The sequence below is a fragment of the Streptomyces sp. HSS9-12 genome, from assembly GCF_054963655.1.
The window spans coordinates 15,907-36,279 of record NZ_JBUEGC010000009.1; the positions used below are offsets into that span (position 1 = coordinate 15,907).

19 protein-coding genes and 2 pseudogenes are annotated in these 20,373 nt (G+C 70.5%); 10 read left to right on the forward strand and 11 right to left on the reverse strand.

Going from position 1 to position 20,373, the window contains the following annotated elements; genetic code table 11:
• Positions 1-5: 5 nt before the first annotated feature.
• From ACY34J_RS06825 to ACY34J_RS06845, 5 genes are all read right to left on the reverse strand, one after another.
• Positions 6-719, reverse strand: a complete 714-nt coding sequence (locus ACY34J_RS06825) for a hypothetical protein (RefSeq protein ID WP_462725465.1) — start codon at positions 717-719, stop codon at positions 6-8.
• Positions 716-1,855: an ATP-binding protein gene (locus ACY34J_RS06830; RefSeq protein ID WP_462725464.1), complete on the reverse strand. Its 1,140-nt coding sequence runs from the start codon at positions 1,853-1,855 to the stop codon at positions 716-718. The genes ACY34J_RS06825 and ACY34J_RS06830 overlap by 4 nt, the downstream gene beginning before the upstream one ends.
• A gap of 31 nt (positions 1,856-1,886) precedes the next feature.
• The gene (locus ACY34J_RS06835) at positions 1,887-2,312 is read right to left on the reverse strand and encodes a hypothetical protein (protein ID WP_462725463.1); all 426 of its coding nucleotides are present in this window, start codon (positions 2,310-2,312) and stop codon (positions 1,887-1,889) included.
• Between the two features lie 176 nt (positions 2,313-2,488).
• Positions 2,489-2,995, reverse strand: a complete 507-nt coding sequence (locus ACY34J_RS06840) for a hypothetical protein (protein WP_462725462.1) — start codon at positions 2,993-2,995, stop codon at positions 2,489-2,491.
• Positions 2,995-3,579 (reverse strand): hypothetical protein, encoded by a 585-nt coding sequence (locus ACY34J_RS06845; protein ID WP_462725461.1) that lies wholly within the window; start codon positions 3,577-3,579, stop codon positions 2,995-2,997. Before ACY34J_RS06845 ends, ACY34J_RS06840 begins: the two co-directional genes overlap by 1 nt.
• Positions 3,580-4,033: 454 nt before the next feature.
• On the opposite strand from ACY34J_RS06845, the pseudogene ACY34J_RS06850 reads away from it, so the two are divergent.
• Positions 4,034-4,240 (forward strand): annotated as a pseudogene (locus ACY34J_RS06850) (SDR family NAD(P)-dependent oxidoreductase); the annotation flags it as partial.
• 113 nt (positions 4,241-4,353) lie between these two features.
• Here the strand turns inward: ACY34J_RS06850 and ACY34J_RS06855 are convergent.
• Together ACY34J_RS06855 and ACY34J_RS06860 are read right to left on the reverse strand one after the other, a co-directional pair.
• A complete protein-coding gene (locus tag ACY34J_RS06855) occupies positions 4,354-5,277 on the reverse strand; it encodes a TIGR03620 family F420-dependent LLM class oxidoreductase (RefSeq protein WP_462725460.1) in 924 nt (307 codons plus the stop codon).
• Positions 5,278-5,379: 102 nt separating this feature from the next.
• Positions 5,380-5,820 (reverse strand): TIGR03618 family F420-dependent PPOX class oxidoreductase, encoded by a 441-nt coding sequence (locus ACY34J_RS06860; protein ID WP_462725459.1) that lies wholly within the window; start codon positions 5,818-5,820, stop codon positions 5,380-5,382.
• 148 nt (positions 5,821-5,968) lie between these two features.
• On the opposite strand from ACY34J_RS06860, the pseudogene ACY34J_RS06865 reads away from it, so the two are divergent.
• From ACY34J_RS06865 to ACY34J_RS06875, 3 genes and pseudogenes are all read left to right on the forward strand, one after another.
• A pseudogene (locus ACY34J_RS06865) lies at positions 5,969-6,440 on the forward strand (helix-turn-helix transcriptional regulator).
• A 154-nt stretch (positions 6,441-6,594) separates the two neighbouring features.
• Entirely contained in the window at positions 6,595-8,982 is a 2,388-nt protein-coding gene (locus ACY34J_RS06870; protein ID WP_462725458.1) for an ATP-binding cassette domain-containing protein, read from the forward strand.
• A 4-nt stretch (positions 8,983-8,986) separates the two neighbouring features.
• The gene (locus ACY34J_RS06875) at positions 8,987-9,157 is read left to right on the forward strand and encodes a hypothetical protein (protein ID WP_462725457.1); all 171 of its coding nucleotides are present in this window, start codon (positions 8,987-8,989) and stop codon (positions 9,155-9,157) included.
• On the opposite strand, the gene ACY34J_RS06880 is transcribed toward ACY34J_RS06875, so the two are convergent.
• The 3 genes from ACY34J_RS06880 to ACY34J_RS06890 are packed head-to-tail and all read right to left on the reverse strand — an operon-like array spanning position 9,121 to position 11,617.
• A complete protein-coding gene (locus ACY34J_RS06880; protein ID WP_462725456.1) occupies positions 9,121-9,816 on the reverse strand; it encodes a nucleotidyltransferase family protein in 696 nt (231 codons plus the stop codon). The two genes, ACY34J_RS06875 and ACY34J_RS06880, sit on opposite strands and share 37 nt — an antisense overlap.
• Positions 9,813-10,919 (reverse strand): XdhC family protein, encoded by a 1,107-nt coding sequence (locus tag ACY34J_RS06885; RefSeq protein ID WP_462725455.1) that lies wholly within the window; start codon positions 10,917-10,919, stop codon positions 9,813-9,815. Before ACY34J_RS06885 ends, ACY34J_RS06880 begins: the two co-directional genes overlap by 4 nt.
• A gap of 11 nt (positions 10,920-10,930) precedes the next feature.
• Positions 10,931-11,617, reverse strand: a complete 687-nt coding sequence (locus ACY34J_RS06890) for an SRPBCC family protein (protein ID WP_462725454.1) — start codon at positions 11,615-11,617, stop codon at positions 10,931-10,933.
• A 314-nt stretch (positions 11,618-11,931) separates the two neighbouring features.
• Between ACY34J_RS06890 and ACY34J_RS06895 the strand changes: the two genes are divergently transcribed.
• From ACY34J_RS06895 to ACY34J_RS06920, 6 genes are all read left to right on the forward strand, one after another.
• Positions 11,932-12,807 (forward strand): FAD binding domain-containing protein, encoded by an 876-nt coding sequence (locus ACY34J_RS06895; RefSeq protein ID WP_462725453.1) that lies wholly within the window; start codon positions 11,932-11,934, stop codon positions 12,805-12,807.
• Between the two features lie 2 nt (positions 12,808-12,809).
• Positions 12,810-13,289, forward strand: coding sequence for a (2Fe-2S)-binding protein (locus ACY34J_RS06900; RefSeq protein ID WP_462725483.1), 480 nt, complete (start codon positions 12,810-12,812; stop codon positions 13,287-13,289).
• A gap of 2 nt (positions 13,290-13,291) precedes the next feature.
• Positions 13,292-15,667, forward strand: coding sequence for an aerobic carbon-monoxide dehydrogenase large subunit (locus tag ACY34J_RS06905; RefSeq protein ID WP_462725452.1), 2,376 nt, complete (start codon positions 13,292-13,294; stop codon positions 15,665-15,667).
• A 17-nt stretch (positions 15,668-15,684) separates the two neighbouring features.
• Positions 15,685-16,602, forward strand: a complete 918-nt coding sequence (locus ACY34J_RS06910) for an XdhC family protein (protein WP_462725451.1) — start codon at positions 15,685-15,687, stop codon at positions 16,600-16,602.
• A 73-nt stretch (positions 16,603-16,675) separates the two neighbouring features.
• Complete coding sequence (locus ACY34J_RS06915; protein WP_462725450.1) at positions 16,676-17,671, forward strand: AAA family ATPase; 996 nt, start codon at positions 16,676-16,678, stop codon at positions 17,669-17,671.
• Positions 17,664-18,908 (forward strand): vWA domain-containing protein, encoded by a 1,245-nt coding sequence (locus ACY34J_RS06920; protein WP_462725449.1) that lies wholly within the window; start codon positions 17,664-17,666, stop codon positions 18,906-18,908. Before ACY34J_RS06915 ends, ACY34J_RS06920 begins: the two co-directional genes overlap by 8 nt.
• Before the next feature lie 179 nt (positions 18,909-19,087).
• On the opposite strand, the gene ACY34J_RS06925 is transcribed toward ACY34J_RS06920, so the two are convergent.
• Positions 19,088-20,047 carry a LysR family transcriptional regulator gene (locus ACY34J_RS06925; protein ID WP_462725448.1) on the reverse strand — a complete coding sequence of 320 codons (960 nt, stop codon included), beginning with the start codon at positions 20,045-20,047 and terminating at the stop codon, positions 19,088-19,090.
• Between the last annotated feature and the right edge of the window lie 326 nt (positions 20,048-20,373).

Here is a 20,373-nt window from a genome sequence, read left to right on the forward strand (position 1 = left end):
GAGCGTCAGCCGCCGAGGTTCTTCCGGAACAGGTTCGGTGCCACCTGCTGCGGGGTCGGCAGCGGTGCCGTCGCTGGGAGGGGCGGCATGGGTGGAGTGGTGGCCGCCATGAGGAGTTTGGGGTCGAAGGACAGGTACACCCAGGTGTCCGCGGCGAAGCCCTTCTCCGGCATCTCCACCCGGTAGCGCTGGAACCGGTCCGGATCCAGGCCACGGTATCCGTGCTCAAGGACATCCTCGTAGAGCTGGTCGGAGACGGCCAGGGCCAGCTCGCAAGCAGGAATGTGGGTCATCGCCATGCGCAGCACCGAGGAGTCCAGCAGCCGGCAGGCCCGTACGACGGCGCGGCTGACGAAGCCGTTCGCCCCCGCGTGCACGATGCCCTGATGCAGTGCCGTACGAAGCCGGAGCCGGGCCTCCTCACCGAGGTCACGGTTCATTTCGCGCAGGGCCACGCCGAGTTCCCTGACCAGCCCCGGGACCACCCGGCCCTCGTCGAGGCCGGGCGGGAGCAGCAGCAGCTCGCCGTCGCCCTGCGGCTGGCGCAGGCAGGTGTCGCGGTCGACACCGACCTCGGCGCACGCGCGTTGCATGACGTCGAGCAGCCGCCGTTGGGCCTTGAGCTGGCGCAGGTGATCGTGGCGGGAGTACCCGGCGAGGTCCACCGCCACGATCAGACGCCGTACGCCAGGAGGCACGGAGAGGTCCGGGGCCGTCACGCCTGCGCCTCCCGGGTCGCGCCGGGCGGTGCGGCATCGTCAGGCGCCTGCGCATGCTCGGCCGGACCGGGTGGTGAGGCTGCGTCAGGCTGCTGCGCACCCTCGGGCCTGGCCGCGTCCGGTGCCCTCAAGTCCGCGGGCACCTCGCGGGGATCCAGTCGCCGGACGGTGTATTCGGTGGGAGCCCCGGGGTCGGGGGCGCGGCCCACCTCGGCGCGCGCCCGGTGGGCGTTCTTGATCTCCAACGTCAGGTCCGCGACCGTCACGACCCCGGATTCGCCGTCCCGCCGTGCCGCGGCGGCCGCGGCCCCTGTGATGATGTTGACCAGGTCGCCGCCCGCGAGTCCGGCGCAGTCCTGGGCGAGTGCGCCCTTGTCGAGGCCGGGCTCGACGGGCAGGGCTTCGGGCAGCAGGCGCTCCCAGAGCCGGTGCAGTGTCCCGGGGTCCGGCAGCTCGAACTGCACATGGGCGAGAATCCGGCGCACGAACGCCGCGTCGTAGTTGCGCGGGAAGTTCGTGGTGAACACGACCAGCCCGTCGAAGCGGTCCAGCTGGCGCAGCATGACGGCTCGCGAGACGTTGACCGCGTGGTCGGCGCTGTGCGACACCCGGCTGAGCCGGCTGCCGAGGATCGAGTCCGCCTCGTCGAAGACGAGCACGGCGCCGTGCTCGCGGGCCTCCTCGAAGCAGCGGACGATGTTCTTCGGTGTGTCGCCCGGGTACTTCGACTCGATCTGCGCGTAGTCGACGTTGATGACCGGCCGGCCGAGCCGGTGGGCCAGCGCCTCCGCGCACAGGGATTTGCCCGTGCCGGACGGCCCGTGGAGATTGAGGGCGGTGCCGCGGCGGTACGGGTCGATCGAGCGCAGGTTCCAGGTGTCGTAGAGCAGCGTGTGGTGCGCCACGAGGTCCAGGGCCATCTCGACGCGCTGCCGTACGGTCTCGGGCAGGATCACCTCGTCGAGGGAGCGCCGTGGCTGTTCGGGGACGAACTGCGGTGTCGTCTCGCCACTCCCGCCCTCCTGCGTCCCCTCCCAGGAACGCGGAGCGCTGGTGGGACGGGAGGTCACCGTCCGCGGGTCGTGGTGAGGCTCTTCGCCGTCCGTCCTGGGGATGGGCTGCCAGCCACCGGGCATGGCGCCTCCTCTCCTGTTCTTTCCGCGTTGGTCAGGCGGGGGTCCAGGTCCGGACGGCCTCGCCCGTAGGGGCCCGCAGCAGCTCTTCGCGTACGCCGGCAGGGATCCTTCGCCAGGGGAGGCGCATGGTCACCTCGTCCGAGGCACCGTCCCGGTAGTCGCAGCCGAGCACGACCAGGACCAGATGCCGCCGCTCGCCGTCCGGCTCCTGGCGGAACCTGCAGGAGACCTTGCCCACCAGCTCGCCGATCCGGTTCCGCAGTGTGCTGTCGTCACCGGTGAGGGCCGACCGTATGCGGTCCTGCGGTGCGCCGAGCCGACGGGACCAGGTGTCGGCGAGGCCGTCGGCGATGACGTCTCCCAGCGCCGGACGCTGCCCACCCGTCAGGCGCCGCACCGCGAGCACTGCGATCACCGCGGTGCCCGCGGCGAGGGCCGCCCACATCAAGCTGTTCACCTTCGGCCTCCTATGCGCCGGCGCTGCCGCGCCGGTCGCCGTGGGTTGTGCGTGCTCCAACGAGGCCGTGGTGGGCCTCTCGTGCGCCGACCGTGGCGTTCGCGGTGCGCGGGCCGGCCCAGCCAGCTCGTCCGTCCCGCCCGTGCTGTGCGCGAGCGGCCGTAGCCCTGGGGCTGTCACTCGTCCTCCAGCCGCATGCCCTCGATCTCCTCGTCGCGGACCTTGGTGAGGTCGAAGCGCACCGTGTTGTCCCTGTGTCGCATCCACTGCTCCACCACCTCGGTGGGGACGTGCTCGATGGGCAGGGGACGTGTCGTGGTGTGCTCCTCGAACTGGGGGGCCTCGTCAGGGCTGAGCAAGGCGAGGACCAAGGAGACGGTCGTGACGACCCATTGGCTGTTGGAGCTGCGGCTGAACTCCACCAACTGCCGTACGAGTCGGGTACGGAGTGCGGACCATGCCTCACGGATCGCCTTGCGTACCTCGATCACGGCTCCGTGTATGGACAGGAAAGCGCGGCGGGCGTGGGGGGCCAGCTCCGGGACGTACTTGTCCACCCATGGCAGGAACATCGTCTTGGCCCAGCCGAGGATGCGGTCCCAGCAAGTGATCACGACGACGGCAGCCGTGGTGACCGCGATACCGATGGCCGTGGCGATGAGGATGATGATCGGGAGTGGCATCAGGCCCTCCTGGGGAAGATCTGGAACCGGACCTGGCCGTCGGCCTTCACGAGTTCCCGGCGTACGTCCTCGGGGAGCTTCTCGTAGCCGAGGTCCTGGCGGATTTCGGTTTCCCGCAGGTCACCCGGGCTGTGCCCGTGCACCACGCGGACCCAGCGCCGGGGCGTGGCGCGGCCGTCGTCGTGGCCTTGGTACTCGACCACGATCCGCACGAGGAAGCGCGACAGCTTGTCGGCCACCTGTGGGTCCAAAGGAGGCAGCCCGTCGGTCAGCGCCGGGTTGTCAGCCTCCGCGCACATGGCGATGACGGCGCGGTAGACGTCGGCCTCGGGGAGTCCGAGCAGTTCGGAGATCTTGCCGGCCACCAGGCCGTAGACCGCCTGCGTCTCGGCCAGTTCGGCGTTCTTGATGCTCCGCTGGGCGTGTTCCGTCAGTTTCACCAGCCTGCGCAGGAGCGCCAGCGTCAGTTCGCGCAGGGTTGAGTTGGGCCAGCGGTCGGCGGGTCCGTGCTTCACCAGATGCACGATCTTGGTGAGGGCGTCGTGGACCTCGTCGAGAGAGGGTGTGGGGTCCGGCTTGTTCACGCCATGCCTCCCGTGCCGCGGCAGGAGGAACGCCCGGGGAGCAGGGGCCCGGTTGCCGCGCAGCGATGAGAATTTGGTCAACTGAGTTGCAATGGCGCGAAGTTACCCCTGCGATCAGACGGACAAAACGTCAGATGAGGTAAAGTAGTACAGCTAACTTTGATCTTTCATCTGACTGCATGAGTGATGGCGTAGAAGGCTCAACCACGGTAGTGCTCGCCACCGCGGCCGGGCAGGCACAGAGGCTCCCGACGTCGAACGCGCCACGCGTCGGCGACCGACGCCTGACCAGCGGGAGGAACAACAGGTCCACGATTCCTCCAAGTCGGCGTCGGAGGGGGTGCGGTGGGCCATGGCGGGTGGGTGACGCGGCGCTGAGATGCGATCTCGTCGGCTCGCGGGGACGATGGACCAGAGGACAGATGCTCCATCCGCGCGACCAACTCTGATGCCTGTGTTGCTGACAGCCAAGAACGCGGTGATCTACGGGGCTGGTGGGCCGATTGGCGGCGCGGTCGCTCGCGCCTTTGCCCGAGAGGGAGCCAGGGTCTTCCTCGCCGGTCGTACCGAGGCCAAACTCGAGGCTGTGGCCAGGGAGATCTCCGCCGCTGGAGGAACGGCCGAGACCGCTCAGGTCGATGCGCTCGACGAGCAGTCCGTCAGTCCGTCAACGAGTACGTCGCCCAAATCGGTTCGGCGGGGCAGGCCGCCACCCGGGCGGTCCCGCCCCCGGTGACGTAGCGCCGCCGCAGGGCGCCCGCTCCGCCTCGCGGGTCAGCGGTTCAGGACAGGGGCCAGCCGGCGCAGGTCCTCCAGTTGCCGGTCGAGTGTCGGCGCGATGGGCTGTACGGCGACGTGGTCGGCACCGGCCCGGTAGTGCGCCTGGATGTGGTCACCCAGTTTCTCCGGGTCGCCCCAGGGGATGATCGCGTCGATAAGCGCGTCGCTGCCGCCGTTGTCGAAGTCGGAGTCGGAGAATCCGAGCTCGCGCAGGTTGTTCAGATAGTTGGGCAGGGTCAGGTACAAGGCCGCGTACTCGCGGGCGATGGCCCGTGCCCGCTCGGGGTCGGTGTCGACCACCACGGCCTGCTCGGGAGCGAGGAGGGGGTCGGGACCGAGGGTCTCCCGGGCCCTGCGGGTGTGTTCGGGCGTGACGAAGTAGGAGTGGGCCCCCTGGGCCCGCGTCGCGGCAAGCCCCAGCATCTTCGTGCGCAGCGCGGCGAGCACACGTGGCACCGGCTCGGGCAACGGAGCGTCGTAGGTTGTGGCGTCCATGGCGTCGAGGTAGGCCCGCATGGTGGCCACCGGCTTGCTGTAGTCGTGTCCGCGGCCGGCCACCAACGGTCGGTGACTGACCCCGAGGCCCAGTACGAAACGGCTCTGCCACGCCTCGGAGAGGGTTCTGGCGCCGTTGGCCGCGGCGGTCGCGTCGCGGCCGTAGATGGTGGCGATACCGGTGGCGATCATCAGGCGCCGGCTCGCGGAGAGCAGGACGGCAGCGTGGGTCAGCGACTCCTTGCCGTGGGGAAACTCGACGAACCACAGCGCCCCGTAACCGAGGTCCTCAATGGCGGCGACGGCCCGCCGCTCGTCGTCCGCCGCCGCCGTGGACAGTGAGGCGAGCCATACGCCCGAGCGCCCCAGGCGCTGTTTCAGGGCGGGCAGGTCCACGGGCGGGGGTGCGGTCTGTTCAGCCATGCGGGTGCTCCTCGCTGTCCTCGTGCTGTCCTGTATGTCCTGGTGCTGGGTTCCGTCGCGGCCCTGTGCGGCCGGCGCCTTGTGGCATGGCATGACCCCCTGTCATCCGTTGCCATAGATGCGCTCGGGGTGCACGAAGACGGCGGCACGGCGCTCTTCGGCCATCGTGCGGTCGTACGCCGCCCAGTCGTCGTGAGTGCCGCCCGCGGCGGTGAAGATCTCGCGCAGCAGCAGACGCAGGCGCTCGGAGCCGATGTCGTTGAACGGGTCGTCGGGCCCTGCGATGTCTGCGCGGCCCTCGACGGTGGCCCAGGTCCACCCGGCGCGGAAGGTGAGGGTGGCACGCGGTCGTGCACGCAGGTTGGCGAGCTTGGTACGGCCGTAGGTGACGAAGGCGACCACGGGGTCGCCGGTCACCGGGTGGTCGGTGATCCCGGCGTTGACCACCGACGCCTGGACCGGGCCGTCGGCGCGGGTCGTCGCCACGACCGCCAAGTTGTGGTCGCCCGCGGCGATCCGGGCCACATCCTTCAGATCCGTCATCGGGTGCCTTTCTCGGCCGGCGAGGTCGCCCGGTGCGGGCGCGGGTATCCGGGCCGGTGCCTGGTATCGCGGTGCGGGGCATGGTGCGGTGTCGTGGCCGTACCCGGTGGTGCGGCCGGGAGGGCAGGGCGGGCCGGGTCATTCCACGATGGCTGCCCTGGTCTGCGGGCGCACCCCGGGGCGTCCGAGCAGTGCCACATCAAGCAACGTTCGCGCGCTGCGCCGCGTCCGCGACCGGATCGACCGGGAGTACGCGCAGCCGCTGGACCTCGAGGCGCCCGTCCGGGGCGCGCACATGTCGGCCGGCCACTTCAGCCGCCAGATCCGGCGCGCCTACGGCGAGTAGCCGTACGGCTACCTGATGACACGGCGCATCGGGCGCGCAAGGGCGCTGCTGCGTCGTGGCGACCTGAGCGTCACCGAGGTCTGCTTCGTGGTCGGCTGCTCGTCGCTGGGCACCTTCAGCACTCGCTTCAGCGAGCTGGTCGGCGTGCCGCCCAGCGTCTGTCGGCGCCACGCGACGCGCGCGACGGCGGGGCTCCCCGTCGTGCGTCGCGCAACAGGTGACCAGACCGATCAGGAATCGAGAAGCGCGGACCTCCGAGCCGCAGCCAGCGTGACCGCCATGGACATCACCGCCCGGAGGTGCTCCCGGTGGTCCTCCTACTCGTGCGAGCTGGTGAAGAACCAGACGTACTATTCGAAGCTGGTCAGATCGAGCCAGGCGACGCCGGGAGATCGCGAAGGCGGCCTCGCCCAACAGATGGAGACACGATGAGCACGGCTACGAGGACGGACACGCAGTCGCCTGCGCTGCACGCTGCCGACAGCCACGATCTGATCCGCGTGCACGGCGCGCGCGAGAACAACCTCAAGGACGTCAGCATCGAGATACCGAAGCGCCGGCTGACGGTGTTCACAGGCGTCTCCGGCTCGGGCAAGAGCTCGCTGGTGTTCGACACGATCGCCGCGGAGTCGCAGCGGCTGATCAACGAGACCTACAGCGCCTTCGTGCAGGGCTTCATGCCGACGCTGGCGCGGCCCGAGGTCGACGTCCTCGACGGGCTGACGACCGTGATCACCGTCGACCAGCAGCGGATGGGTGGCGACCCCCGCTCCACGGTCGGCACCGCCACCGACGCCAACGCGATGCTGCGCATCCTCTTCAGCCGCCTCGGGAAGCCGCACATCGGCCCGCCCAGCGCGTACGCCTTCAACGTCCCCTCGGTCCGGGCGAGCGGTGCGATCACCGTCGAGCGCGGTGCCAAGAAGGCGGTGAAGGCGACCTTCACCCGCACCGGCGGCATGTGTCCGCGCTGCGAAGGCCGGGGCACGGTCTCCGACCTCGACCTCACCCAGCTCTACGACGACTCCAAGTCGCTCACCGAGGGCGCGATCACCGTCCCCGGCTACAAGGCGGGCGGCTGGAACTACCGGCTCTACACCGAGTCGGGCTTCTACGACCCGGACAAACCGATCCGCACGTACACCAAGAAGGAGCTGCACGACTTCCTCCACCGCGAGCCGACCAGGATGAAGATCGCGGGCATCAACATGACCTACGAGGGGCTGATCCCGCGGATCCAGAAGTCGATGCTCGCCAAGGACAAGGAGGCGATGCAGCCGCACATCCGGGAGTTCGTGGAGCGCGCGGTCACCTTCACCACCTGCCCCGACTGCGACGGCACCCGGCTCAGCGAGGGGGCCCGGTCGTCGAAGATCAAGGGGATCAGCATCGCCGACGCCTGCGCGATGCAGATCAGCGACCTGGCCGAATGGGTCGACGGGCTCGACGAGCCGTCGGTGGCGCCACTGCTCACCGCGCTCAAGCAGACCCTCGAGTCGTTCGTGGAGATTGGCCTGGGCTACCTCTCGCTCGACCGGCCGTCGGGCACGCTGTCGGGCGGCGAGGCGCAGCGCGTCAAGATGATCCGCCACCTGGGCTCCTCGCTCACCGACGTCACTTACGTCTTCGACGAGCCCACCACGGGCCTGCACCCCCATGACATCCAGCGGATGAACGACCTGCTGCTGCGGCTGCGGGACAAGGGCAACACGGTGCTCGTCGTGGAGCACAAGCCGGAGGTGATCGCGATCGCCGACCACGTCGTCGACCTCGGCCCCGGCGCCGGTACGGCGGGCGGCACCGTCTGCTTCGAGGGCACCGTCGAGGGGCTGCGGGCCGGCGGCACCGTCACCGGCCGCCATTTCGACGACCGGGCCTCCCTGAAGGAGGCGGTGCGGACGCCCACCGGCACACTGGAGATCCGCGGCGCGACGGCGAACAACCTGCGCGGCGTCGACGTCGATATCCCGCTCGGGGTGCTGACCGTGGTCACCGGCGTCGCCGGCTCAGGCAAGAGCTCTCTCGTGCACGGGTCGATCCCCGCCGGCGCGGGTGTGGTGTCGATCGACCAGGGCGCGATCCGCGGCTCGCGACGGAGCAACCCGGCGACGTACACCGGACTGCTCGACCCGATCCGCAAGGCGTTCGCGAAGGCCAACGGCGTGAAGCCGGCGCTGTTCAGCGCCAACTCCGAGGGCGCCTGCCCCACCTGCAACGGCGCCGGCGTCATCTACACCGACCTGGCGATGATGGCCGGCGTCGCCACCACCTGCGAGGAGTGCGAGGGGAAGCGGTTCCAGGCCTCGGTGCTGGACTACCACCTCGGCGGCCGTGACATCAGCGAGGTGCTGGCGATGTCGGTGACCGAGGCCGAGGAGTTCTTCGGCGCCGGCGAGGCGCGCACGCCGGCCGCGCACGCCATCCTCGGCCGGCTCGCCGACGTCGGGCTCGGCTACCTCAGCCTCGGCCAGCCGCTCACCACGCTGTCCGGCGGCGAGCGGCAGCGGCTCAAGCTGGCCACCCACATGGCCGAGAAGGGCGGCATCTACGTCCTCGACGAGCCGACAGCCGGCCTCCACCTCGCCGACGTCGAGCAGCTGCTCGGCCTGCTCGACCGGCTCGTCGACTCCGGCAAGTCGGTCATCGTCGTCGAGCACCACCAGGCGGTCATGGCGCACGCCGACTGGATCATCGACCTCGGCCCCGGCGCCGGCCACGACGGCGGCCGGATCGTCTTCGAGGGCACACCCGCCGACCTCGTCGCCGCCCGCTCCACCCTCACCGGCGAGCACCTCGCGGCCTACGTCGGCACCTGACCGCATGGCCAAGGAGAAGACGCTCGCCGACCGCAGTCCCCGGGACCCGCGCTGGCTGCAGATCCTGCCGTCCTCGGGGCTCGCCCGCTGGAAACGGCAGTGGCCGGTCTGGCCCACGTACTCCCACGGCGGACTGCGCTACGGGAGTTCCCCGAGTGTGGCCGCGGGCGACTGAGGAAACCCCCGCTGCTGCGATCGCGGGGCGACAGGCACGCCGAGGGCCGCGCACACCTCGACGTAGTCCTCCCAGGTGTCGATGTCACGGGGGAGCGGCCGGTCCACCGAGAGGCATCGCAGGCGGTCAGGGGACGCCTGGTCGACGATCTTCCAGACCGCCTTGTCGCCGTGCAGGCCCCTCAGGGTCGCGAAGGAGGCGGCGGAGAACATGAACGGATGGCCCAACTCGCCCTGGTAGCTGGTGATCGCCGCCCAGCTCGGCTTCGCGCGCCAATGTGCCAGCACCTCGTCGATGACCGCGGTCTCGATCTGCGGCATGTCGCCGAGGAGCAGCATCACAGCGGCGCACTCGCCGGCGGCGTCAAGGCCGGCGAGCAGCGAGGATGCGCACCCCGAACCGTAGGCGTCGTTGCGCACGACGTGCGCCCGGCCGGGCGCAAGCGACCGGACGACGTCATCGCCGCCGCCTCCCACCACTACGACGACGCGGTCGAGCGAGGAGCGTTCGACGCGAGCGACCACCCGAGCGAGCACGGTAGTGTCGCCCAGCGGAAGCAGCTGCTTGGGGCGCCCCAGCCGGGTGGACGCGCCTGCCCCGAGCACGATGCCGACGACCGCGTGGGAGGCCGGCCGACTCGGGGCGGGCGCGACATTCATGGGTGGATCGCTCCCTGCCCGTCGCGGAGCGGCCCCACCGCACCGGAGCGCCCGGTGTGGCACGCGATGATCTCGGCACAGATGGCGATGGCGGTCTCCTCGGGTGTCCGCGCCCCGAGGTCCAGGCCGATGGGTGCCACGACCCGGGCGAGGGCAACGTCGTCGACGCCTTCCTCCAGCAGCCGCTTGACCCGGTCCGCGTGGGTCCGCCGGGAGCCCATCGCGCCCAGGTAGCCCACGTTGGTGCCCAGGGCCGTGACGATGGCCGGCACGTCGAATCTGGCGTCGTGGGTGAGCACGCAGACGGCGTCGCGGGGGCCGAGCGTGGGGCCGACCTTCCGCAGCAGCCGGTTCGGCCACTCGGCGACCACCTCGTCGGCCATAGGGAACCGCCTCCGGGTGGCGAACACCGGTCGCGCGTCGCACACCGTCACGTGGTAGCCGAGCACCTTGGCGACTCGGGCGAGCGCGGCGGTGAAGTCGACTGCCCCGAAGATGAGCATGCGGGGGGCCGACACGAACGACTCGATGAACACGGACACCGTGCTCTCGCGAGCCTCGCCGTGCTCGCCGTAGTGCCGTACCCCGGTTGTCCCCGCCGCCAACTCGCCGCGGGCATCGCGGGCCACGACGCGGTCGAGGTCCGGGTCGCCCAGGGAGCCGGCCGGCGGGGCGCTCTCGTCGGGGCGCACCAGCAGCTTGGCGCCGGTGTTCGGCCCGTCGATGACCGTGGCCAGGGCGCACGGCTCGCCGTCGGCCTGCAGCCGGCGGACCTTGTCGTAGAGCGGCCACCAGTCGAGCGGTTCGACGTAGAGGCGGATGGTGCCCCCACAGGTGAGGCCGACGGCGAAGGCGTCGTCATCGCTGTACCCGAACGTCACGACCGTGCGGTCACCGGATGAGATGGACCCGAGGGCCTCGGTCACGACCGCGCCCTCCACACACCCGCCCGAGACCGAGCCCGACACCTCGCCGCCCTCGTTGACGGCCAAGGCCGCACCCGGCAGCCGGGGGCCGCTCCCCTCGACGTCTATCACCCGTGCGATGGCGACCTGCGTGCTCAGGGTCCGCCACCGGTCGAGGTCGTCCAGGATCTCCTTCACGGACTCGTCGCCTACCGGGTCAGCCAGACGACGAGGGCGATGAGGACGACGACGGCGGCCACCGGTACGGCGCGCTTGAGCACGGCGCCGCGGGCTACGCCCATCAGGTCCAGGGGCTCGGCCTCGCGCGTCTCGATGCGGCGGGGCTGTGCGCTGGACTCGGTCTCGGTCTCGGTCTCGGTGATGGGGGCGGGCCCGGTCTCGGACCCGACTGCCCCGGCCGCCGCACCGGAGACGGCGGGGGAGGCCTGTTGCTCGGCGACCAGTTGGGCCTCGAGGGATGTCACGAACTGGGCCAGCAGTTTCTTGCTGATGTCCTCCATCACCCCCTTGCCGAACTGGGCCGCCTTGCCGGTGACGCTGAGCTGGGTCGTCACCGTAACTGCGGTGCCATCGCCGTCCGGTGCGAGCTGGGCGGTGACGAGCGCGTTGGCGTTGCCCTGCCCCTTGACGTCGCGGCCCTCTGCCCGCAGCACCGCCGTCCGGCCTTCGGCGTCCAGCTTCTCGAAGGACGCGGAGCCCTTGAACCGAGTGACCACCGGGCCGACCTTGACCTTGACCATCCCGAGGTATTTATCGCCGTTCACCTCCGTGAGCTGGGCGCCCGGCATGCACGGGGCGATCCGCTCGACATCCGTGAACAGCGTCCAGGCCTGCTCAACCGGCAGGCTCACGCGGAACTCGTTGGTGAACTCCATCGCGGACAAGGCTCCTTCATCCATGGGCCACGTCCCCTGGCCGGTGAAACGCGCGGGGATCCGCTCCCGCGACGCGGTTACCGGGCAGCTCGGCGCGGGACCTGCCGGCGCCGGGCCTCAGGGCCGGGCGGTAACCATGAACCCCTCCCGGACGCTGGTCAACGGGCTCTTCAGCTATCGCTTAAGAGCCCGCACCAAATCCCACCGCACTTAATCATTCGCTGAAGTCGGCCTTGACGTGGGCGCGGTCCGAGCGCCAACTATGCGGATCCCAGCGGTATCGCGGGGCGGACCGCGACCAGAGGGAGGGTGATGTGCAAGTACCGGCGTCGTTCCAATACGAACGGGCGCGGAGTGTCGACGAGGCACTCACGCTGCTGCGGCGCTTCGGCGAGGAGGCGCGCGTGATCGCGGGAGGCCACAGCCTCCTGCCGATGATGAAGCTCCGGCTCGCTCAGCCGGAGTTCCTCGTCGACATCAACGATCTCGACGAGCTCGACTACGTACGCCAGGAGGGTTCCGAGCTGTGCATCGGAGCGCTCACCCGGCACCGCTCCATGCTCGAGAGCGAGCTTCTCGGTAGATATTTCCCGATTTTCCGGGATGCTGAGCGGGTCATCGCCGACCCGCCGGTGCGCAACCGGGGCACGCTGGGCGGCTCGCTGTGCCAGGCCGACCCGTCCGAGGACCTCTCCGCGGTGTGCGCCGCCGTGCACGCCCAGGCCGTGATCCTGGGCGCGGACGGCTCCCGCACCGTGACGATGGACGAGTTCCACCAGGGCCCGTACGAGACCGCTGTCGGCCCTGGCGAAATGCTGGTCGGGGTACGCATCCCGATCCGGCCGAACGCCGGCAGCGCCTACGAGAAGGTCGAGCGCAAGGTGGGCGACTGGGCGGTCGGCGCCGCAGGCGCGGCCGTCGCACTGCGGGACGGGAGGATCGCCGAAGCCGGTGTCGGGCTGGCCGCCGTCGGTTCGAACACCGTGCACAACCACCGGGTGGAGGAGGCGCTGCGCGGCAACGAGCCCACCGAGGAGCTGTTCGCCGAAGCCGCCCGCATCGCGGCCGAGGACTGCTCGCCCACCACCGACAGCCGAGGCAGTACCGAGTACAAGCGGCACCTGGCCGGTGAGCTCACCAAGCGGGCACTGCGCCGGGCCGCGGCTCGCGCCGCAGGAAGAGAGGCTTGAGGATGCAGGTCACCATCAACGTCAACGGCGAGGACCACACCCGCGATATCGAACCACGCCACCTGCTGGTGCGCTTCCTGCGCGACGACCTGGGACTCACCGGTACCCACTGGGGCTGCGACACCAGCAACTGCGGTACCTGCGTGGTGCTGTTGGACGGGGAACCGGTCAAGAGCTGTACCGTCCTGGCCGCCATGGCGGCCGGACACGAGGTACGCACCGTCGAAAGCCTGGAGGTCGACGGCACCCTCGACCCCGTCCAGAAGGGGTTCATGGAGGAGCACGGCCTGCAATGCGGCTTCTGCACGCCGGGAATGATGATGACCGGCCGCGCGCTGCTGGACCGTAACCCCGACCCGTCGGAGGGCGAGATCCGCGAGGCGATCTCCGGTCAGCTGTGCCGGTGCACCGGCTACCTGAACATCGTCAAATCCATTCAGTGGGCCGCGACCCACCAGGCCGCCGAGACCGCAGGGAGCTGACCGTGACCACCGTCGAGGAACCCGTCGCCGCGGCCGACGAGCGACCGATCGGCTACGGCCGGATGAAGCGCAAGGAGGACGTGCGCTTCGTGCGGGGCAAGGGCCGCTATGTCGACGACGTCCAGCTGCCGGGCATGCTGCACGGCGCGGTGCTGCGCAGTCCGATCGCGCACGCCCGGATCGTCTCCATCGACACCTCGGCTGCCGAGGCCCACCCGAAGGTCAGGGCGGTGATCACCGGCAAGACCCTGGAGACCCTCAACCTGGCGTGGATGCCGACCCTGTCGATGGACACCCAGGCCGTGCTGGCGACCGACAAGGTGCGCTTCCAGGGCCAGGAGGTGGCCTTCGTCGTCGCCGAGGACCACTACTCGGCTCGCGACGCCCTCGAGCTGATCGACGTCGAGTACGAACCACTGACGCCGGTCATCGATGCCCGGCGCGCGCTGGACGCTGATGCGCCGGTCATCCGGGACGACCTGGAAGGCAAGAGCGACAACCACATCTTCGACTGGGAGTCGGGCGACAAGGCGGCCACCGACGCGGTTTTCGCAGGCGCCGACGTGGTGGTCACCCAGGACATGCTGTACCCGCGGGTGCATCCCGCGCCGCTGGAAACCTGCGGTTGCGTCGCCTCGATGGACCCGGTCGAAGGCAAGCTCACGTTGTGGAGCACCACCCAGGCGCCGCACGCCCACCGCACGCTGTACGCGATGGTGGCGGGGCTGCCCGAGCACAAGATCCGCGTGATCGCCCCCGACATCGGTGGCGGCTTCGGGAACAAGGTGGGCATCTACCCCGGCTATGTGTGCGCGGTCGTGGGGTCGATCGTCACCGGCAAGCCGGTCAAGTGGATGGAGGACCGCTCAGAGAACCTCATGAGCACCTCCTTCGCCCGCGACTACCACATGCAGGGTGAGATCGCCGCGACCCGCGACGGCAAGATCCTCGGCGTCCGGGTGAAGGTGCTCGCCGATCACGGTGCGTTCAACGGGACCGCCCAGCCCACGAAGTACCCGGCCGGCTTCTTCCACATCTTCACCGGCTCCTACGACCTGGAGGCCGCCCACTGCGAGGTCAGCGGCGTCTACACCAACAAGGCCCCAGGCGGCGTCGCCTACGCCTGCTCGTTCCGGGTCACCGAAGCGGTGTACTTGATCGAGCGCATCGTCGACTGCCTGGCGGACGAACTCGGCATGGACGCGGCCGAGCTGCGCATGAAGAACCTGCTGCGGCCGGAGCAGTTCCCGTACGAGAACAAGACCGGCTGGGTGTACGACTCGGGTGACTACCCCGCGTGCCTGCGCAAGGCGATGGACATCGCCGGGTACGCCGAGCTGCGCAAGGAGCAGGCCGAAAAGCGCGCCCGGGGCGAGCTGATGGGCATCGGCCTGTCGTTCTTCACCGAGACGGTGGGAGCCGGGCCCCGCAAGCACATGGATATCCTGGGGCTCGGCATGGCCGACGGGTGTGAGCTGCGCGTCCACCCGACGGGCAAGGCGGTGGTGCGGCTGAGCGTGCAGACCCAGGGGCAGGGCCACGAGACGACGTTCGCCCAGATCGTCGCGGAGGAGCTCGGGATCCCGCCCGAGGACATCGACGTCGTCCACGGCGACACCGACCAGACCCCGTTCGGGCTCGGCACATACGGCAGCCGGTCCACGCCGGTCTCGGGCGCGGCCGCGGCCGTTGTCGCCCGCAAGGTGCGCGACAAGGCCCGGCTCATCGCGGGCGCCATGCTCGAGGTGTCCCCCGAGGACCTCGAGTGGGAGAAGGGGCGGTGGTTCGTCAAGGGAGACCCCGAGAAGGCCACGACGATCCAGGAGATCGCCCTCGCGGCGCACGGCGCCCTGGAACTTCCCGACGGCGTCGAGGGCCACCTCGAGGCGATGACGGTCTACAACCCGCCTGAGATGACGTACCCCTTCGGCGCGTACATCTGCGTGGTCGACGTCGATCCGGGCACCGGCCAGGTCAAGGTTCGCCGCTTCATCGCGGTCGACGACTGCGGTACCCGCATCAACCCGATGATCATCGAAGGGCAGGTGCACGGCGGGCTCGCCGACGGCGTCGGCATGGCTCTGATGGAGCTCATCGGCTTCGACAGTGACGGCAACTGCCTGGGCGGGTCGTTCATGGACTACCTGCTCCCCACCGCACTCGAGGTCCCGGCGTGGGAGCTGGGCCACACCGTGACCCCGTCGCCGCACCATCCGATCGGCGCCAAGGGCATCGGCGAGTCGGCCACCGTGGGGTCGCCCGCCGCGGTCGTGAACGCGGTGCTGGACGCCATCGGCGTCCGTCACGCCGACATGCCGCTCAACCCCAGCCGGGTCTGGACGGCAATGACGCAGGGCAGTGTGGAGCCACCGGCGTGAACATGGTCCCCGAACGGATGTCTGACCTGACGAGCCGTCATGTACCGTTCGTCAGGGCCACCGTGGTGCGTGCTCGTCGTCCGACGAGCGCGCACCCGGGGGACACCGCGCTCGTGCTCGCGGACGGCCGTATCGAGGGGTTCGTCGGCGGCACCTGCGCGGAGGCGACCGTACGGCGTTACGGTCTGGAGGCGCTGCAGACCGGCCAGTCGCTGCTGCTACGGATCTCCCCGGAGGAGACCGGCGAGCCGGTCGTCGACGAGGGGGCCGTCACAGTCGGCAATCCGTGCCTCTCGGGCGGGGCGCTGGAGATCTTCCTCGAGCCGCTCCGCCCCGCCCCGAGGGTGCTCGTCCTCGGCCAAACTCCCATCGGACGCAAGCTGGTCGAGCTCGGTCCGGCCCTCGACTACGACGTCGTGGCCGTCGGCGCCTCCGACGTCACGGCCGAGTCCCTCGCCGGGGCCGCCGCGGTCGTCGTCGCCTCCCACGGGCGCGACGAGGAGCCGCTCCTCACCTTCGCACTGCGTACGGGGGTCCCGTACATCGCGCTGGTCGCGAGCCGCAAGCGAGGCGAGGCGGTGCTGGACAGCCTGGAGGTGACAGCGGAGCAGCGGGCGCGGATCCGCACTCCGGCCGGTCTGCCGATCGGTGCCCGCACGCCTGGGGAGATCGCCCTGTCGATCCTGGCCGAGGTCATCGCATCCGTCCGGACCGAGTCCGCACGGCCCGACGCGCCGGCCAGGGCGGGCGCCAAGGCCGAGCCCGAGCCGGGGACGGCGGTCGACCCGGTGTGCAGCATGACCGTCGCCGCCGTCGACGGCACGCCGCACTCCGACGCCGGGGGCGAACGGCGGTGGTTCTGCGCCGAGGAGTGCCGCGCCACATTCGAAGCCGATCCCGCCCGGTACGCCGGCGCGGGCGCCGGGAGTGGCTGACGCGGGGGCGCCATCCGCGTGGCGGTGCCAGGTCGTCACATCCCCGCCGCATGGCCAGAGTCAGGAGTGAACCTTGGGAGTCGATCCGACCGTGACCGCCCTACGAGCAGAACCGGACGGTTCCAGCCCCAGCCGGGGATCACGAGCCCACCGGCCGACCCTCGGCGGACACACCTCGCCCGTCGAGGGGGCTGTCCCGGACGCCGAGCGGCTCGCCGCCGCCCTCGATGCCGCCGGCTACGTGGCCGACGACGGATTGGTGACCGCCCTGTACCTCGCGCTGCGCCTCCCGCAGCCGTTGCTGCTCGAAGGCGAAGCCGGGGTGGGCAAGACCGAGGCGGCCAAGTCAATCGCAGCCGTGCTCGGCACCCCGCTGATCCGTCTCCAGTGTTACGACGGCCTCGACGCCGCCGAGGCCCTGTACGAGTGGAACTATCCGCGCCAGCTGCTGAGCATCCGCCTCGCCGAGGCCAGGCACGCCGAACTGGCCGAGGCCGACCTGTTCACCGAGGAGTTCCTTGTCCGGCGCCCGGTGCTCGCCGCCCTCACCCACCCCGGCCCGATGCCCGCGGTGCTGCTGATCGATGAGGTCGACCGGGCCGACGACGACTTCGAGGCGTTTCTGCTCGAGGTCCTGGCCGAGGCGAGCGTCACCATCCCGGAGATCGGCACCGTCAGCGCCACGGTGCCGCCGATCGTCGTGCTGACCTCGAACCGCACCCGGGACCTCCATGACGCCCTGAAGCGCCGGTGCCTCTACCACTGGATCGACTACCCCAGCGCGGAGCAGCTCACCGAGATCGTCCGGCGCCGGGTCCCCGGGTCTTCTGCCTCGCTCGCGAGCGACGTGGCGGCGGCCGTACAACGGCTTCGGACGCTGGAGATCCAGAAGCCACCCGGCGTCGCCGAGAGCATCGACTGGATCTCGGCGCTCTCCCTGCTCGGCGTGGACCGGCTCGACGCCGACGCCGCCGACCGCACGCTCGGCTCCGTGCTCAAATACCGCGAGGACCACGATCTGGTGCGTGAGCGCGGCGTGGCGTGGCCGGCCGGCAGCGCCGATGCCTGAGCGCATCACCCTGCCCACCTTCGACCTCGCCGACTTCGCCGGCCGGTTCGGGGAGGCGCTGCACCGCGCCGGCGTGGCCGTCACGCCCGAGCGGTCGGTGCGCTTCCTCCAGGCCCTGCGTCTGCACCCGCCGGTGGACCGGTCCGCTCTGTACTGGACCGCCCGTGTGGCCCTGGTGACAGGACGCGAGCAGATCTCCGCGTTCGACCGGGTGTTTGACGCACTCTTCGGTGGCCTCCTCGATCCGGCCGAGTCCCGCGGCGACCACAACAACAAGCCGCTGACGGGTGTCGAGCCCGAACCCGACGGGCCGCCGGTCCCCTCCGGCCAGTCCCCGCAAGCGTCGGGGTCGCAGGTGCCGAGCGGGGCCCCGCGGCCGGGTGGTGCGGGTGCTGACGGCGATCGGGAAGCCGAGGCCCTGCGGGCCATCAGCAGCACCGATGAGGCCCTCGCCCACAAGGACTTCGGTGCCCTCGACGCCGACGAACTCACCGCCCTGCACCGCCTCATGGAATCGCTCGTGGTGAGCACCCCGCTCCGCCGCAAGCGCCGCAGGGAAGCCAGGCGCCGCGGCCGCCACATAGACCTGCGCCGCACTCTGCGCCGAAGCCAGCGCACCGGCGGCGAGCCGGTCCGGCTGGCCCGGTGCCATGACCGCGTCCGCCCCCGCCCGCTGGTGCTGCTGTGCGACATCTCCGGTTCCATGGAGCCCTATACCCGCGCCTACCTGGGCTTCTTCCAGCGGGCCGCCGTCGGCGTGTCCGCCGAGGCCTTCGTCTTCGCCACCCGGCTCACCCGGCTCACGCCGGTCCTGCGGAACGCGAGCCCCGACGCCGCGTTGCGGCGGGCGGGCGTCACCGCGTCCGACTGGTCGGGCGGCACGCGGATCGGACGCGCGCTTGCCGAGTTCAACAACGGCTTCGGCCGGCGCGGGATGGCCCGCGGCGCGGTGGTCGTGATCTTCTCCGACGGCTGGGAGGGCGAAGACCCCGACGCGGTCGGGCGCGAGATGAGCCGGCTCGCCCGCCTCGCCCACCGCATCGTGTGGGTCAACCCGCGCAAGGCGGCGCCCGGGTACGCCCCGCTCGTGGGCGGGATGGCTGCGGCTCTGCCGTACTGCGACGCGTTCGTGAGCGGGCACAGCTACGCCGCCCTCGCCGAGGTCATCGAGGCGATCGCCGGACCGGACGGGTCGTTGTCCCGGCGCGTACCGCCGTCGTGGCCGCCAGGGCGCTGACCGCCGTCTCTGTGGCTGCGTCCGGGTGAGGCGGGCCCGGCGGAACCGGTCCTCACAGGCCGAAAGGGAACCGATGCATGGACCTGCGGTTGTCGGTCGGCTGCGCGCGGCGCTCACAGAGGGCATGTTCGTCATGCTGCTGGCCGGGTGAGGCGCCGCGGCCGCTGTTGGTGCGTCGGTCAGCTCCATATGGTCACGTGGACGGCCGGCTTGAAACTGTTCATGGACACCCCTCGCGACCGGTTCTGTACGGCCTGGGTCGCCGGCGGTGTTGTGACGAACCGGCACAGGCGGGCCGCGGTTTCCGAGCGGTGGTCACCACGTAGCGCGCTCGCGTACAGCAACCCGCCCACCGGCGTCCCCAGGACGTCGAGCGTGGCCAGCGTCCCTCGCCGCAGCTCGTCGCGTACGACATGAAGGAACTCGATGGTCAGCCCGTGCCCGTCGGTGACGGCTTCGCGGGCTTCCGTCGCGCTGGGGAAGACCGACACGCTGGCGGCATCGACGCCGAGGCGGGCAAGGAAGGCGCCTGCCCGCGTGCTCGGATCGAGCCCGGCCGGGCCGAGCAGCCACGGCTGCCGGGCCAGTTGGTCAGGCTGGATCCGCGCGTGGCCCCGCAGCGGGTGCCGGGAGGCGGCGACGACGACGAGCTGGAACCGCAGGAACGGGATGGATTCAATCGCGGCGTCATGGCCCGGTGCCGGACCGATCGCCACGTCGGCCCGCCGGTCCCGCAATAGTTCGGCGAGGGCGGAGCCGGGCGCGGCCACGGTGGAGACATCGACGTCGGGCTGGCGACGGCAGAAGGCCTCGAGTAGCCGCGGGGTCACGTGCTCGGCCGCGGTCTCGGTGGAGGCCACCCGCAGATACGGGGTCTGCTCCCCAGCCTCCCGCACCCGCTGGCGTGCCTCCTCGGCCAGACTGAGGATCTCTGCGGCGCTGGCAGCCAACCGTCGGCCGCCGGAGGTCAGCATGATGCCGCCGGCGGCCCGCACGAACAGCTGGTCACCGAACTCACGGCGCAGCGCGGCCACTGCGCCGGACACCGCCGCCTCGGTAACGCTGAGCGAATGAGCGGCGGCTTTCACCGAGCCCAGACGGGCCACGGCGACGAACATCCTGAGCCGACTGAGCGTCATCTGCCGTCCCCCCGCGTCGTAGACCATGACGTCGCATCGGCCCGGAACAACATGAATGCCTCCAAACCCCCTGGCCTTAGGTATCCAGTTAAGACGGGCGTTCCGAATCCGTCGATGCACGTTAGGTAAGCGGAGGCTTCGGCTCCATGACCTGGAGGGATGAAAGTCCCCTCAGAATTTGTCCTGATGGGACACTCGGCGCCGGTCCAGGGGATGCCAAGTGTCCTGCTTCAAAGGGACGGTTGAGGCCGAGATGCTGATCCCGGGCGGCGACTCCGTACCGACGCGCACACCAGGCCTCGCACCGCCCTACCGGAACACAACTC